Source organism: Halogranum gelatinilyticum (genome assembly GCF_900103715.1).
In the GTDB taxonomy this organism is placed as follows: domain Archaea; phylum Halobacteriota; class Halobacteria; order Halobacteriales; family Haloferacaceae; genus Halogranum; species Halogranum gelatinilyticum.
Genome location: NZ_FNHL01000004.1, coordinates 361,862 through 375,126, shown reverse-complemented (window position 1 = coordinate 375,126; position 13,265 = coordinate 361,862). Strand labels below are relative to the sequence as shown.

The window sequence follows — 13,265 nt, the reverse complement described above, 5'->3', positions numbered from 1 at the left end:
CACCGTTCACAACCGCCGAAGAACGGGGAGTTCCTCGCGCACTAGCTCGTCGACGAGCGCGACCGCTCTGTCGGCCTCCTCGGCCGACACGCCTGTCCCGTAGTGAGCCTTCTCGTACACCGCTCCGACCGTCTGGATCCGCTCGTCGGCACCGACCTTCGAGAGCGCGCGGAGATACGCTCGGGGCGTCTCCCGCGGCCGCCGGGGGCGGTATTCGCGTTCGAGCAGATACTCCAGCCGCCTGAAGGCCCGCTCGGTGTCGGCGACGGGGTCCTGTCGCGCCCCCTGGTGGACCATCCAGACGAACCGGCTGGCTCGCCCGGTCACACCGGTCCGACGTGCACCGGCGGCGAGACCGACCATCAGCGCGAGCCCGACGCCGAGCGTCTCACGCGACGGCAACGACGGGAGACCGTCGTCCTCGGTCTCACCGGTGGTTCCGGTGACACCCTCCAGCCCCGGTGGCGGCGTCACGGCGGGGTTGCTGTTCGTCCCGCCCTCTTGGCCGAGCGCGTTCGGATTGACCGTCTGGGTCCCGTTCGCCGTCTCGTTCGTCTCGTTGCCCGTCGTCGGCGACGGCGTCGGCGTCGGCGTCGTCGTCTGCGATTCGGGGTCGGTCTCCTCGGTGTCGACGCCCGCCTCCTGGCTCTGTCGCGCCTCGGTCAGCCGAGCGGACTCGGCGGTCTGCCGGGGACCGGAGGGCGTCGGGTCGAACGTGACCCAGCCGACCTCGGGGAAGTAGACCTGCACCCACGCGTGGGAGTCCAGCCCGCGGACGACGTAGCGGTCGTCGCCCACCTGTTCGCCGGTGGTGTAGCCGCTGACGAACCGCGCGGGGACGCCCTGCGAGCGGAGCATGACGACCATCGTCGTCGCGTAGTAGGTGCAGTAGCCCGCGTCCATCTCGAAGAGGAACGCGTCGGCGATGTCGCCCTCGGGCTTCTGGACCGTCAGCGAGTACTCCTTCTCCGCTTCGAGATACTGCTCGATGGCGACGGCCTTGTCGTAGGCGTTCGTCTCGTTGCCCGCGACCTCGGCGGCCCGCTGGCGCACGCGGTCCGACGTGCTCTCGGGCAGCTGGAGATAGCTGTCGTTGACCGTCGCGGGATAGTCGTCGCCCGACCTGCGGAGCTGTTCGCTCGTGTACTGCGGCACCTCCGAGCGGACTCGGTAGCTCTCGTTCTCCCGCAGCGAGTCGGTCGTCAGGAAACTGCCCTGTTGGGTGACGCGGACGACGTTCTCGTTGATGCCGTCGACGTCGACGGGCTTCCACGCGGCCGGGAGCGCGCTCATCCGGGTCCGCGCCTCGACGGTCTGGACGACCGTCCGCGAACTCCCCGGCGGCGATTCGAGGCGTCCCGACAGCTGTTGGTCTTCGCCCGACCGCACCCAGCCGCCGCCGGTGTAGCGGTCGTAGACGGCGGTCTGCCAGTACTCCGGCGTGTTGCTCTGGACGCTGAAGCGCACCTGTGGCGACAGCCGGATGCTGCCGAGGATGTTCACCTCGTCGTTCGAGGAGACCAGACTCGACTCGACGGTCACCGCCCCGCGGTTCTCCAAGAGGGGTTGAGCCGCCCCGCCGGGGACGACCGAGAGTGTCGCCGAGAGCACCACCATCGCGGCGAGGACGACCGCGAGCGTGTCCAGTTGGGCCGCCCAGCCGCCACGGACCGAGAGCGTCTCGAAGCCGATGGCCGCGGCGGCCGCCAACACGCCGACGAGCGTCGTTCCCGACCCGGCGTCGCCCGTCAGCACGAAGAAGCAGAGCGTCCCGCCGCCGACGAGGACCGACCAGCCGTACTCGCGTCGCACCGCGAGATACCACGAGAGGAAGACCGGGCCGGGCGTGATGGCGAGTGCCCACGCACCGGCTTTCGTCAGCCGAAGCACGGAGAGACCGGTCAACAGCGCGACGGTGTCGGAGAGGACCCGGCCGACGGTAAACAGCGCGCGGTTGCTCTCCGGCACCGAGAAGAAGTACGCCGTGAGCCCGCCGACGAGCAGGACCGTCGTGAGGGCGACGGCGCTCCGCACGCGGAGGAACCGGCCGAGCACCGTCGCCAACCCGGCGGCGACGGCGGCGACGAGGACGAGACTCCCCGTCCCGCCGACGACGTCGGTGACGTGGGCGAGTACGCTCAGATACGAAAGCGTCAGGACGGCGACCGCGAGCAGCGGTGGCTGGAGGAACTCGGTGAATCGGCCGCCCGACCCCTCCCCTCCGCCGTCGGTTCTATTCGCGCTCATGCGGCTGCCTCCCGGGTCGCCGCGTCGTCGACGATTCGTCGCCCGCCAGCGAGACTCGCGAACGACTGGCTGCCCTCTCCGATGCGGACCTCGACGCCCCCGCTGCGGGCCTCGACGACGATGTCGGCGTCGGGGTCGGGGACCGCGCCGTCGACGACGAGCGCGCAGTGTTCGAGCAACTGCGTCCGGCCCGACAGGTCGACGTCGGCGTCGACCCGGCCGTTCGGCAGCGAGAGCGTCACGGGAATCTCGGCGTCGTGGAGCACCGTGGCGATGCTCGCCGCCGCTTCGGCCAGCTCGTCGGCCGCGTCGGGGTCGGCACCGCCGGAGACGGTGACGCTCGTCACGTCGTAGTCGGCGGCGAACTGCTGGACGATGAGGTCGTCGCGCTTCGCGCTGGACTTCCAGTGGATGTCCCGAAGCGCGTCGCCGCGGACGTACTCGCGGAGGCTGTCGAACTCCGAGCGCTCGTCGGTGCGGTCGGTCTGACTGAGCGAGAACAGTTCGCGGCGGGTCCATCCCGAGAGGGGGTGGACGCGGGGATAGACGAGCAGGCTGTCGGTCCCCGGACAGACGAGGTCGGTCTCGAACAGCCCGAGCACGTCGCGGGCGACGACGCGAGCCGGGCCGAACCGCTGCTCGCCACGCTCGTCGTAGGTCACGTCGTAGCTGACCGGCTCGTCGCCGACGGCGACAGTCGTCGGCCCGCCGCTCGCCGACAGCCCCGCGCCGACGGTGTCGGTGACGGTGCCGACGAAGGGGCGGTCGACGTCGCGGAAGCGAAGCGTCACCTCGTGTGTCTCGCCGACGAAGTCGTCGTTCGGGAGCTCGCGGCTGACGCTCGGCGCGTCGAGCCGCCGGAGCTGGAGCGCGCCCGCGACGAGCCCGACGATGCCGGGGAGGACGACGGCGTTCAGCGAGCGCGCGCCGAAGACCCCCGCGACGGCGAAGCCCGCGACGCAGACGACGACGAGCGCCCCCCCGCGGCGGGTGAGTCTCATTCGACGGCGACGGCGTCGAGGGCGTCCTCGACGACCGCCCCTCCGGTCTCCGCCGCGGAGCCGGTGACCACCCGGTGGGCCAGCACGGTCGGGGCTTCCGTCTGCACGTCGTCCGGGACGACGTAGTCGCGCTCGCTGAGGACGGCACGCGCCTGCGCCGCGCGGAGGAGGGCGATACTGCCGCGGGGGCTGACGCCCAGCTGGGCGTGCTGGCGGGTGTAGCCTGCGAGACGGCTGACGTAGCTCCTGATGGGTTCGCTCACTTCGACCTCCGAGACCGTGGTTCGGGCGCGGCTGAGGTCTTCGACCGTCGCGACCGGCTCGATGGACTCGATGGGATGGCGTCCGGCGACTCGGCCGAGGAGTTCGGTCTCGTCGGCTTCGTCGGGATAGCCGAGCCGGAGCTTCTTCGTGAAGCGGTCGATCTCGGCGACCGGGAGGTCGTACGTTCGCCCCTGTTCGACGTCGTTCTGCGTCGCGACGACGGTGAAGGGGTCGGGAAGGTCGCGGGTGACGCCGTCGACGGTCACCTGCTGTTCCTCCATGGCTTCCAGCAAGGCGGACTGGGTCTTCGGCGGCGCGCGGTTGATCTCGTCGCCGAGGACGAGGTTGGCGAAGACGGGACCGGGCTGGAACTCGAACTCGCGGCTCTGTTGGTTGAAGACGTTGACGCCGGTCACGTCCGAGGGGAGGAGGTCGGGCGTGAACTGGACGCGCTTGAACGAGCAGTCGACGGATTTGGCGACCGAGCGGGCGAGCATCGTCTTGCCGACGCCCGGCACGTCTTCGAGGAGGAGATGGCCACGGGCGAGGATGGTCACGACGAGATGTTCGATGGCGTCGTGGTGGCCGACGATGACGCGTTCGACGTTGTCGGTGATGCGTTCGGCGAGGTCGGCGGTCTCTGACACTGGGAGTGCTGTACGGTCGTTGCCTCTGGCTTCTGTCTCTGCGTCGGTCATTGTGGTTCGTCGGGACCTCCGAGCCGGCGGCTCGCGGCGGGAATCGTTCGTGTCGGCCTACACTGGCGGGGCTGCCCGGACACGATTGTCACAGGTTCTCTTCTGGTGGAAAGCACCTAACTCTGCCGGGCGTTAGCGTGGTCCACGCACACGGTTGTCGCGGTCTGCCGACGTCACCACAGTGCGTGCAGTCCTGCTCCGTCGGCGTAGTAGACCGTTCCACCGACGAGCGCGGTGGGGTACGTCCCGATGCCGCCGGTGCCACGGACGCGCCACAGTCGCTCTCCGGTCGCCGCGTCGACCGCGTAGACACCGCCCGCTAAACTGCGGTCGTGTGGGGAAGTTCCGGCGGCAACGACGACGTCGTCGGCGACCGTCGCGCCACCGAGCAGGTGGCCGACCTCACGCACCCACCGTCGGTCGCCGGTCTCGCTGTCGACGGCGACGACCCCACCGTTCGGTTCACCCGCCGGCACCCACATCGCACCGAACGCACTGCTGTCGGTGAGTGTCACCCCTGAGACGGGGAGCGGTGTCGGCGAACGCCACGTCTCCGTCCCGTCGTCGAGTGAGAACCGTTGGAACCGCCCCGTCCCAGCGGTTTCGTGGTTGTACTCGTTGAGCCACGTCGAGACGAACAGGCCGTCGTTGCGGACCACCGCCCCGGTCGGCCGACGCCCAGTGACACCGTCCGGTGGGTCGTCGAACGCGACGACTGTGGCCAGTTCGGGTGCCCGCCGCCACAGTCGGTCGGTTCCCGTTCGCTCACGGAGGCGGTAGACACCGTCGCCCCCGACGACGAGTAACGAGTCGTCGACGGGGACAGGGACGGTGTCGTTTCCGAGCCGGGTCTCCTCCTCGCGTTCGTCGTACGTCCAGAGATGCTCGCCGGTGTCCGCGTGGAGACCGACGAGTGCGTAGACCGTCTTGACGTAGACCGTGCCTCGACCCTCGAAAACCCAGCGGACGAGGTATCCCGGGTCTGCATCCCACTGCACCTCACCGGCTGCGACAGCGCGTAAGACACCGTCGTCGTCGACGACGTACTGCCGTCCGGCGACGGACTCGGACAGCCAGCCGCCGGTGTCGACGGACCACCGTTCGGTGCCGTCGGCAGCGTCGATGGCTCGGGTTCGGCCGTCTGTGACGACCACGAGCGCGTCGCCGTCGACGGCGAATCCAGGCTTGCCAGCCGTCTCGACGGTCCACTGCTCGGTCGGTTGGGTCTGCGGTGGCGTCGCTTGCGGCTGTTCGATGCGGGCGAAGGGCACCTGTCGCTCGGCCTCGGACGTGACGGCCCGAGAGAGACAGCCACCGAGGCTCCCGGTGACGCCGAGGGCAGCCGTCGCTCGGAGGAGATCGCGGCGGGTAGAGGGCGCGGGCATGGCTCCACGGAGCAGCGGGGACGGCATGAACGTGCTGGTCACATCCGACCCACATCCCGGACGCTTAAGCCCGTCCGTCGCCCGGTTCTCGACATGACTTCGGTGACCGGCCCACCCGACCAGATGGTCGCCGTCCGCGACGAGCTCACGCCGATGATGTCGCAGTATCTCGGTCTCTGCGAGGACTACGAGGACTCGCTCGTCCTCTTTCAGGTCGGCGACTTCTACGAAGCATTCTGTGAGGCAGCCGAGGAAGTCGCCCGCATCTGTGAGATCACGCTCACGAAACGCGAGGACTCCACGGGGACGTACCCGATGTCGGGCATCCCCATCGACAACGCGGCCTCCTACCTCGAACGCCTGCTCGACGCGGGCTACCGCGTCGCCATCGCCGACCAGGTCGAGGACGCGAGCGAGGCCTCGGGGCTCGTCGACCGCGCGGTGACGCAGATCATCACCCCCGGCACCATCGTCGACGACGAACTCCTGTCGGCGGGCACGACGAACTACGTGGCGAGCGTCGCCCGCGACGAGGATGTCTTTTCGCTCGCTGCCGTCGACGTCTCCACCGGCGAGTGTCTCGTCACGAGTGCCGACCGCGAACGCATCGCGGAGGAACTCGAACGCGTCGCACCCGCGGAACTGCTCTTCGCCCCCGGCGTCGACGCCGCCGAGTTCGACCCCGACACGCTCGCCGCCGGGGCGATGGTGACGGACTTCGACCCCGACGCCTTCGCTCGCGACGCGGCCCACGACACCCTCGCGGGCTACGTCCCCTCGCCCGACGCCGTCGTCGCCACCGACGCCGAACTACGGGCCTGTGGCGGCCTGCTCGCCTACGCCGAGTACACGCAGGGCGACGAGCGACTCGAATACGTCTCGCGAATCACCCGCTACGACCCGCGAGAGTCGCTGCGACTCGACGCGACGGCCCTGCGAAGCCTCGAACTGTTCGAGACGCGCGGCACGAGCACGGGCCACGCCCTCGTCGACGTCCTTGACGACACCTCCTGCGCGCTGGGCCGCCGCGAGTTGACGAGTTGGCTCCGCCGGCCGCTCGTCGACCGCGAGCGCATCGAGGCTCGGCACGACGCCGTCGGGGAGTTCGCCGAGCACTCGCTGGTCCGCGAGGAGGTCCGGGACCTGCTGACGGACGTCTACGACCTCGAACGGCTCATCGCCCGCGTCTCCCGCGGCCGGGCCAACGCGCGGGACCTGCGCTCGCTGAAGACGACGCTCGACGTGGTGCCCGAGGTCAAGTCTGCCTTGGAGGACGTCGAGTCGGGGAAACTCCGCGACCTGTACGACGCACTAGACGAACTCGAAGACGTCCGTGACCTCGTCGGCCGCGCCGTCGCCGAGGACCCACCCATCGAGATTACCGAGGGCGGGGTCATCCAGTCGGGCTTCGACGACGAACTCGACGAGCTGCGAGCGACCGAACGAGAAGGTCGCGAGTGGGTCGCCGACCTCGAAGCCAGTGAGCAAGAACGCACGGGCATCGACTCGCTGGACGTCGGCTACAACCAGGTCCACGGCTACTACATCGAGGTGACGAACCCCAACCTCGACCAGGTGCCGGACGACTACCAGCGTCGCCAGACGCTGAAGAACTCCGAGCGGTTCTACACGCCCGAACTGAAACAACGGGAAGACGAGATTCTCGGGGCCGCCGAGCGTGCCGACAAACTGGAGTACGAGCTGTTCACCGAGGTCCGAAGCGACATCGCCGCCGAGTCCGACCGTGTGCAGGCACTCGCCGCCGCGCTCGCCGAGTTGGACGTGCTCGCGACCTTGGCCGTGGTCGCCGTCGACAACGACTACGTCCGGCCCGAGTTCCACGACGGGGAGAGCGACGAACGCGGCATCCACATCACGGGCGGCCGCCATCCCGTCGTCGAGCGCGTCCAGCCGACCTTCGTCCCCAACGACACCCGCCTCGGCGGCGACGCGGGTGACATCGCGATCATCACCGGGCCGAATATGTCGGGGAAGTCGACGTATATGCGGCAGGTCGCGTTGGTCGTCGTCCTCGCCCAGCTGGGGAGTTTCGTCCCCGCGGAGTCGGCGACGCTGCCCGTCGTCGACCGCGTCTTCACGCGGGTCGGCGCGAGCGACGACATCGCGGGCGGCCAGTCGACCTTCATGCGCGAGATGAGCGAGTTGACCGACATCCTCCACGGCGCGACCGCGGACTCACTCGTCCTACTCGACGAGGTCGGCCGCGGGACGTCGACCGCCGACGGCCGGGCCATCGCACGGGCGACGACCGAATTTATCGACGACGAAGTCGGCGCGTACACGCTCTTCGCGACGCACTACCACGAGCTGACGGCCGTCGCCGACGAGCGCGAGGGCGTGTTCAATCTGCACTTCACCGCCAGTCAGGACGGCGACGACGTGACGTTCCTCCACCGCGTCGAACGCGGAGCCTCCTCGTCGTCGTACGGCGTCGAGGTCGCCAAGATGGCGGGCGTGCCCGACCGCGTCGTCCGCCGGTCGCAGGACCTCGTCGACGCCGAAGCAGCCGAGCGAGGCGAAAGCGGCAAGCCCGCCGCGAGCCAACTACGGGCGAACGGCCACGAGGTGACGCAGACGACGCTCCCGAACGGCTCCGAGGCGGCCGTCGAGGCCGACGAGACCCAGTCGGCGGAGAGGAGTGCCGACGCCGAGACGACCCCCCGCGACGACGTACTCGCCGAAATCGCCGCGGAACTCGACGGCATCGACGTCGCTCGGACGACGCCGCTGGAGGCACTCACCCGCCTGAACGACCTGAAACGGAGACTCGATGACAGAGACAGTTAGGAAGTTAGAGCCGGAGACGGTCGAACGCATCGCCGCGGGCGAGGTCGTGACACGCCCGGCGAGCGTCGTGAAGGAGTTGATCGAGAACAGCCTCGACGCGGGCGCGGAGAGCATCCGCGTCGAGGTCGACGGTGACGGAACAGCGATGCTGAAAGTCGCAGACGACGGCCACGGCATGAGCGAGGCGGACGCCACGCTCGCCGTCGACCACCACACGACGAGCAAACTCGGCGAGAGCAGCGACCTCGAACGAGTCTCGACGCTCGGCTTCCGCGGGGAGGCACTGCCGAGCATCGCTGCCGTGGCGACGCTCGACGTGACGACGAACGACGGCGGCCCGCGGGGAACGCGCGTGCTCGTCGAGGGCGGCGAGACGACGACGTCGCCCGCGGGGCGCGCGACCGGGACGACCGTCGAGGTCCGCGACCTCTTTCACAACCGACCCGCCCGGCGCAAGTCGCTTTCGAGCACACAGGCCGAGTTCGGCCGCGTCAGCGACGTCGTCTCTCGCTACGCACTCCTCCACCCCGACGTCCGGTTCCGGCTGCGTCACGACGGCCGGGAGGTCTTCTCGACGCCGGGGTCGGGCAGCTACACGGACGCCGTCCTCGGCGTCTACGACCGGACCGTCGCGGGCCAGAGCACCACGTTCGCCCACGAGACGGCCGTCTCCGTCGACGGCGACGACCACTCCCTCACTGTCGACGGCCTGCTCGTCTACCCCTCAGTCACGCGTTCGCGTCGGGACCACGTCCACGTCGCCGTCAACGGCCGGACCGTCGGCAACGCGGGACTGAAACGCGCGGTCGTCTCGGGCTACGGCACGCTGCTTCCCCAGGGACGCGAACCCATCGCCGTCGTCTCGGTGTCGCTCTCGCCCCAGCTGGTCGACGCCAACGTCCATCCCTCGAAGGACGAGGTGGCGTTCCTCGACGGCGACGCCGTGGAGTCGGCCGTCGAAGAGGCGGTCCACGAGGCGGTGACGACGGCGGACCTCCGGCAGAGCGGCGAGGTGGCGATGGACCTCGAGACGACGCTGGAACGCGTCGACGGCGACTCCCTGTTCGACGAGGTCACCGTCATCGGCCAGTTCCGGGAACTCTATCTGCTCTGTGAGGCCGACGACGACCTGCTCGTCGTCGACCAACACGCCGCCCACGAGCGCATCAACTACGAGCGTCTGCAGCGGGCACTCGCCGACTCGCCCGTCGAAGCCGCGCTCGTCGACCCCGCAGAGACCGTGTCGCTGTCGCCGAGCGAGGCCGCCGTCGCTGACCATAATCGGGAACTGCTCGCGAAGCTCGGCTTCGACTTTTCGAGCTTTGGCGGGGGAACCTACCGACTCACAGGTCTCCCGGCTCCGCTCGGCCGCGTCGCCGACGCGTCGGCGTTCCACGACGCTCTCGACGCACTCCGTGCTGGCGACGACCCCGCCGACGCCCGCGACGAACTGCTGAAGGACCTCGCCTGTCATCCGTCGCTGAAGGCGGGCGACACGCTCGACGCCGAGACGGCCGAGGAACTGCTGGGCCGACTCGGCGAGTGCGAACAGCCCTTCGCCTGCCCGCACGGTCGGCCGACGGTGCTCTCCATCGAGGAGGAGACGCTGGCGTCGGGCTTCGGGCGGAGCTAGCGACCGACACGGCTGGATGGCCGTGTCGTCCGAGATTGACCAGCGCGGCTGGATGGCCGCGCAGTCCGAGCACCCGGACGACTGCTTAAGTTCCGCGGCGTCTATGTCCGGTTATGGGTCTCACTGACCGGACGTCGGACCTGTTGAACACCCGCGTGAACGCCCTCCTCGACCGGCTGGAAGACGAAAACGAGAGTGCCGACTACGCCGTCGAACAGCTCCGCGACGAACTGAAACGCGTCAAGGAGGCCATCCTCGACCTCGTGACCGAGAAGAAACGCCTCGAAAAGCGACGCGACAGCCTCCAAGAGAAGATCGAGGAACGCAACGAGCAGGCCCGCGAGGCCGTCGCTGCGGGCCGCGAGGACCTCGCCCGCGAGGTCCTGCGGAAGAAACAGCGTGAGTTGAACGACCTCGAATCGCTCGACGAGCAGGTTTCGGAGCTCGCCGACGCCCAAGAGGAACTCATCGAACGCAGCGAGGAACTGGAACGCCGCGTCGACCACTACCGGGCCAAGCGCGCGCAGGCGGCGGCCCGCGAGCAGGCCGCTCGCGCCGACCTCGCCACGAAGGGCGGCGTCGCCTCGGGCGAGGCTGGCCGCTACGCGGAGGCCGCGGCCGACGACATCGACGAACGCGAGGCTCGCGCGGCGGCACTCGAAGAACTCGAAGAACGCGGCGTCTTCGACGACGACGAGGACCTCGACGCCGAGATCGACCAGCTGCGCACGGACGACGAGATCGAGGACGAACTCTCGACGATTCGCAAGGAGATGGGGAAGGGCCGGAAGACGAAGACGGACGAAGACGACGACACGAACGGCCGCGACGACTCGGAGTAACTACCAGTCTTTGCAGTCGGCACAGACGAACTGCCCGTCGTCGTGCCAGCGTTTTTCCACGCTCTCGCCGCACTCGTCGCACGCCGCGCCGTCAGGGTCGAAGCGGTAGGTCGGCGTGGCGGGGTCGACCGTGTCGGTCTCGACCGTGCCGTCGCTCTCGCCTTCTTGTGACTTGGGGTCCTCGGCTCGCCCCGGTTCCTCGTCGGCCTCCGCCGTTGGCGACTCGGACGCGTCCCCGCCGACGAAGTCACCCAGCGAACTGTCTCTGCTCATGGCCGAGTCTGTCGGCCACGCGTCTTAGCCGTGGCGACTGCACCGGCGCGCCACGGGAACCCTGAACACACAAGTACCCCTACTCCCAAGACCGAGTATGGTTAGCGTCACGGAGTTCATCGTCATGTTGCTCACGAGCATCGTCGAACTGATTCAGACGTTCCTCTCGAACGTCATCATCGGCGGCGACCCGCTCTCCATCGTCTCTATCATCTCGGGGAGCATCTTCATCGGCGTCGCCTCGGCGTACTTCGGCTACGCGGTTCTCGGTGCCGTCGCCGACCTCTTCTCGGGCACGTTCAGCTTCGAGACCGGCCAGCCGCCGCAGCAAGAGTAATCGCCTCGTCGAGGTCGGGACCCAGCGGCGACCCGACCACGAGACTGTCCGCGTGTTCTAACACCGCATTCATCCGCTCACTCACTTCCTCGACAGTGCCCGCCATACAGAACGCGTCGACCATCGCGGGCGTCACGAGGTCGAACGCCTCGGAGAAGTTCCCGGCACTGATCTCGTCGCCGATGTCGCTTGCCACCTCCTCGTCGATGCCGTGCCGGGTGAGCACGGGCGGCGCGGCACCGGCCGCGATGAACGCCACCGGCGGCCGGGCGGCCTCGCGTGCCGCGTCGTAGTCCTCGCTCACGCTGACCGAGGCGTAGGCCGCGAGGTCGAAGTCTCCGAGGTGGCTCAGGCGGTCTTCTTTCCCCTTTTCGACCTGCTCGCGGGCCCACGCGAGGTCGTCGGGGTGCGAGCCGTTGAACAGCAGGCCGTCGGCGTGCTTGCCCGCCATCCGGCACATATGCGGTCCCTCGCCGCCGACGTAGACCGGGATGTCGCCCGGCGGGTCGTAGTTCAGCCCCGCCTCGTGGGCGTCGAAGGTTCCCTCGTTGTCGACGCGCTCGCCCGCCCACAGTTTTTGGGCGGTTTTGAACGCCTCGATGACCGGCCGGAGGCCGCGCTGGTCGGCGAGACCGAGATTGCGGAGCGTCGAAGGGTCGCCCGGCCCGATGCCGAAGACGGCGCGGCCCTCGCTCGTTTCCGCGAGCGTGGCCACCTTCGAGGCGAGTGTGACGGGATGCGTCTCGTAGGGGTTGGCGACGCCCGGTCCCAGTCGAATCTCGTCAGTCGCGGCGGCGATACTCGTCAGGACCGCGAAGGGGTCGCGGTTGTTGTAGTGACAGCTCGTGAAGACCGTGTCGTACCCCGCTTCTTCGGCCTGCACGCCGAGGTCAGTCATGCGCGATACCGAGTGTTCCGGGGTGAGTTCGATGCCGAACATCAGTGGTCGAAGCTCCATTGTCGCAGTGCCTGTCGCACGAAGTCGCTCTCCACGTCGCGGAAGTGGTTGTCGCTGCCCGCATGGTCACCGAATTCGAAGTCGCGGACGACGACGACGGGCGTGCCACCCGCGCCCTCGCCGGCGACGAGGTTGGCCGCGGCGGCCAGTTCGTCGACGACGCTCTGGACCGTCACGCCGAGTTCGCGGCCGTCGCGGTCGGGTTCGCCCCGCCAGTCGCGGCTGGCGTGGATGCCCGCCCAGCCGATGGCGACGCCGCGCTGGCCGTGGCGGAACGGTCGCCCGCAGGTGTCGGTGACGACGACCTGGTCGGCGTCGAGTTCTTGACGAATTCGCTCGGCGCTCTCCGAGGGGCGTTTCGGGAGGAGAAGCAGGTCCGCGCCGGGGACGTTCGAGCGGTCGATGCCCGCGTTGACGCCGATGTGGCCGAACCGCGTCTCGGTGAGGAGGAACGGGGCCTCCATGATTATCTCGGTGCTCTCTTCGAGGACGGCCTGGGCGAACCGCGGGTCCTTCTCCTCCCCGCTGATGTCGCCGAGGCGGGCGGCGAGTTCGTTCGCCCGCGGCCCGGCCGGGAAGTCCTCCAGGTTCGCGTGTCGCCCTTCCGCCTTCGAGACGATGGTGGAGGCGACGCAGACCACGTCGTCGGCGCGGAGGTCGACCCGCTCGCGGACGAGTGCCGCGATGTCGTCTCCCGGCTGAATCTCCGGGAGGTCGGGGACGGCGAACAGTTCCATACGAGCGATGTGTGGTCTGCGGTGAAAAGGCCGCCGAAGGTGGCGAAGCGAACCGGTGTCCGTTACGGCGTCACAACACCGT

General features: G+C 69.0%; 11 protein-coding genes. 4 read left to right on the top strand and 7 right to left on the bottom strand.

Annotated elements, in window-relative coordinates; translation table 11 throughout:
• Window positions 1-6: 6 nt before the first annotated feature.
• From BLR57_RS15280 to BLR57_RS15265, 4 genes are all read right to left on the bottom strand, one after another.
• Window positions 7-2,247: a transglutaminase TgpA family protein gene (locus tag BLR57_RS15280; protein WP_089698930.1), complete on the bottom strand. Its 2,241-nt coding sequence runs from the start codon at window positions 2,245-2,247 to the stop codon at window positions 7-9.
• Window positions 2,244-3,248 carry a DUF58 domain-containing protein gene (locus BLR57_RS15275; protein ID WP_089698929.1) on the bottom strand — a complete coding sequence of 335 codons (1,005 nt, stop codon included), beginning with the start codon at window positions 3,246-3,248 and terminating at the stop codon, window positions 2,244-2,246. The genes BLR57_RS15280 and BLR57_RS15275 overlap by 4 nt, the downstream gene beginning before the upstream one ends.
• Window positions 3,245-4,210: an AAA family ATPase gene (locus tag BLR57_RS15270; RefSeq protein WP_089698927.1), complete on the bottom strand. Its 966-nt coding sequence runs from the start codon at window positions 4,208-4,210 to the stop codon at window positions 3,245-3,247. Before BLR57_RS15270 ends, BLR57_RS15275 begins: the two co-directional genes overlap by 4 nt.
• Window positions 4,211-4,383: 173 nt before the next feature.
• Window positions 4,384-5,595: an outer membrane protein assembly factor BamB family protein gene (locus BLR57_RS15265; protein WP_170830663.1), complete on the bottom strand. Its 1,212-nt coding sequence runs from the start codon at window positions 5,593-5,595 to the stop codon at window positions 4,384-4,386.
• A 93-nt stretch (window positions 5,596-5,688) separates the two neighbouring features.
• Here BLR57_RS15265 and mutS point away from each other — a divergent pair, with 93 nt between their 5' ends.
• From mutS to BLR57_RS15250, 3 genes are all read left to right on the top strand, one after another.
• Window positions 5,689-8,403, top strand: a complete 2,715-nt coding sequence (mutS, locus tag BLR57_RS15260; RefSeq protein WP_089698924.1) for a DNA mismatch repair protein MutS — start codon at window positions 5,689-5,691, stop codon at window positions 8,401-8,403.
• A complete protein-coding gene (gene mutL / locus BLR57_RS15255; protein ID WP_089698922.1) occupies window positions 8,387-10,036 on the top strand; it encodes a DNA mismatch repair endonuclease MutL in 1,650 nt (549 codons plus the stop codon). Before mutS ends, mutL begins: the two co-directional genes overlap by 17 nt.
• Window positions 10,037-10,149: 113 nt before the next feature.
• Entirely contained in the window at window positions 10,150-10,878 is a 729-nt protein-coding gene (locus BLR57_RS15250) for a PspA/IM30 family protein (protein ID WP_089698920.1), read from the top strand.
• On the opposite strand, the gene BLR57_RS15245 is transcribed toward BLR57_RS15250, so the two are convergent.
• On the bottom strand, window positions 10,879-11,151 hold the full coding sequence (locus BLR57_RS15245; protein ID WP_089698918.1) for a DUF7573 domain-containing protein: 273 nt from the start codon (window positions 11,149-11,151) through the stop codon (window positions 10,879-10,881). It abuts the gene before it with no gap.
• 97 nt (window positions 11,152-11,248) lie between these two features.
• Between BLR57_RS15245 and BLR57_RS15240 the strand changes: the two genes are divergently transcribed.
• Window positions 11,249-11,488 (top strand): DUF8024 family protein, encoded by a 240-nt coding sequence (locus BLR57_RS15240; protein ID WP_089698917.1) that lies wholly within the window; start codon window positions 11,249-11,251, stop codon window positions 11,486-11,488.
• On the opposite strand, the gene BLR57_RS15235 is transcribed toward BLR57_RS15240, so the two are convergent.
• Both BLR57_RS15235 and BLR57_RS15230 read right to left on the bottom strand, forming a co-directional pair.
• Complete coding sequence (locus BLR57_RS15235; protein WP_089699094.1) at window positions 11,451-12,428, bottom strand: 5,10-methylenetetrahydromethanopterin reductase; 978 nt, start codon at window positions 12,426-12,428, stop codon at window positions 11,451-11,453. The two genes, BLR57_RS15240 and BLR57_RS15235, sit on opposite strands and share 38 nt — an antisense overlap.
• Window positions 12,428-13,183 (bottom strand): coenzyme F420-0:L-glutamate ligase, encoded by a 756-nt coding sequence (locus tag BLR57_RS15230; protein ID WP_089698914.1) that lies wholly within the window; start codon window positions 13,181-13,183, stop codon window positions 12,428-12,430. The genes BLR57_RS15235 and BLR57_RS15230 overlap by 1 nt, the downstream gene beginning before the upstream one ends.
• Window positions 13,184-13,265 lie beyond the last annotated feature (82 nt).

Coding starts and splice junctions, on each gene's coding strand:
- BLR57_RS15245 (WP_089698918.1), bottom strand. CDS start 11,151: ATGAGCAGAGACAGTTCGCTGGGTGACTTCGTCGGCGGGGACGCGTCC.
- BLR57_RS15235 (WP_089699094.1), bottom strand. CDS start 12,428: ATGTTCGGCATCGAACTCACCCCGGAACACTCGGTATCGCGCATGACT.
- BLR57_RS15250 (WP_089698920.1), top strand. CDS start 10,150: ATGGGTCTCACTGACCGGACGTCGGACCTGTTGAACACCCGCGTGAAC.
- BLR57_RS15265 (WP_170830663.1), bottom strand. CDS start 5,595: ATGCCCGCGCCCTCTACCCGCCGCGATCTCCTCCGAGCGACGGCTGCC.
- mutL (WP_089698922.1), top strand. CDS start 8,387: ATGACAGAGACAGTTAGGAAGTTAGAGCCGGAGACGGTCGAACGCATC.
- BLR57_RS15230 (WP_089698914.1), bottom strand. CDS start 13,183: ATGGAACTGTTCGCCGTCCCCGACCTCCCGGAGATTCAGCCGGGAGAC.
- mutS (WP_089698924.1), top strand. CDS start 5,689: ATGACTTCGGTGACCGGCCCACCCGACCAGATGGTCGCCGTCCGCGAC.
- BLR57_RS15280 (WP_089698930.1), bottom strand. CDS start 2,247: ATGAGCGCGAATAGAACCGACGGCGGAGGGGAGGGGTCGGGCGGCCGA.
- BLR57_RS15275 (WP_089698929.1), bottom strand. CDS start 3,248: ATGAGACTCACCCGCCGCGGGGGGGCGCTCGTCGTCGTCTGCGTCGCG.
- BLR57_RS15240 (WP_089698917.1), top strand. CDS start 11,249: ATGGTTAGCGTCACGGAGTTCATCGTCATGTTGCTCACGAGCATCGTC.
- BLR57_RS15270 (WP_089698927.1), bottom strand. CDS start 4,210: ATGACCGACGCAGAGACAGAAGCCAGAGGCAACGACCGTACAGCACTC.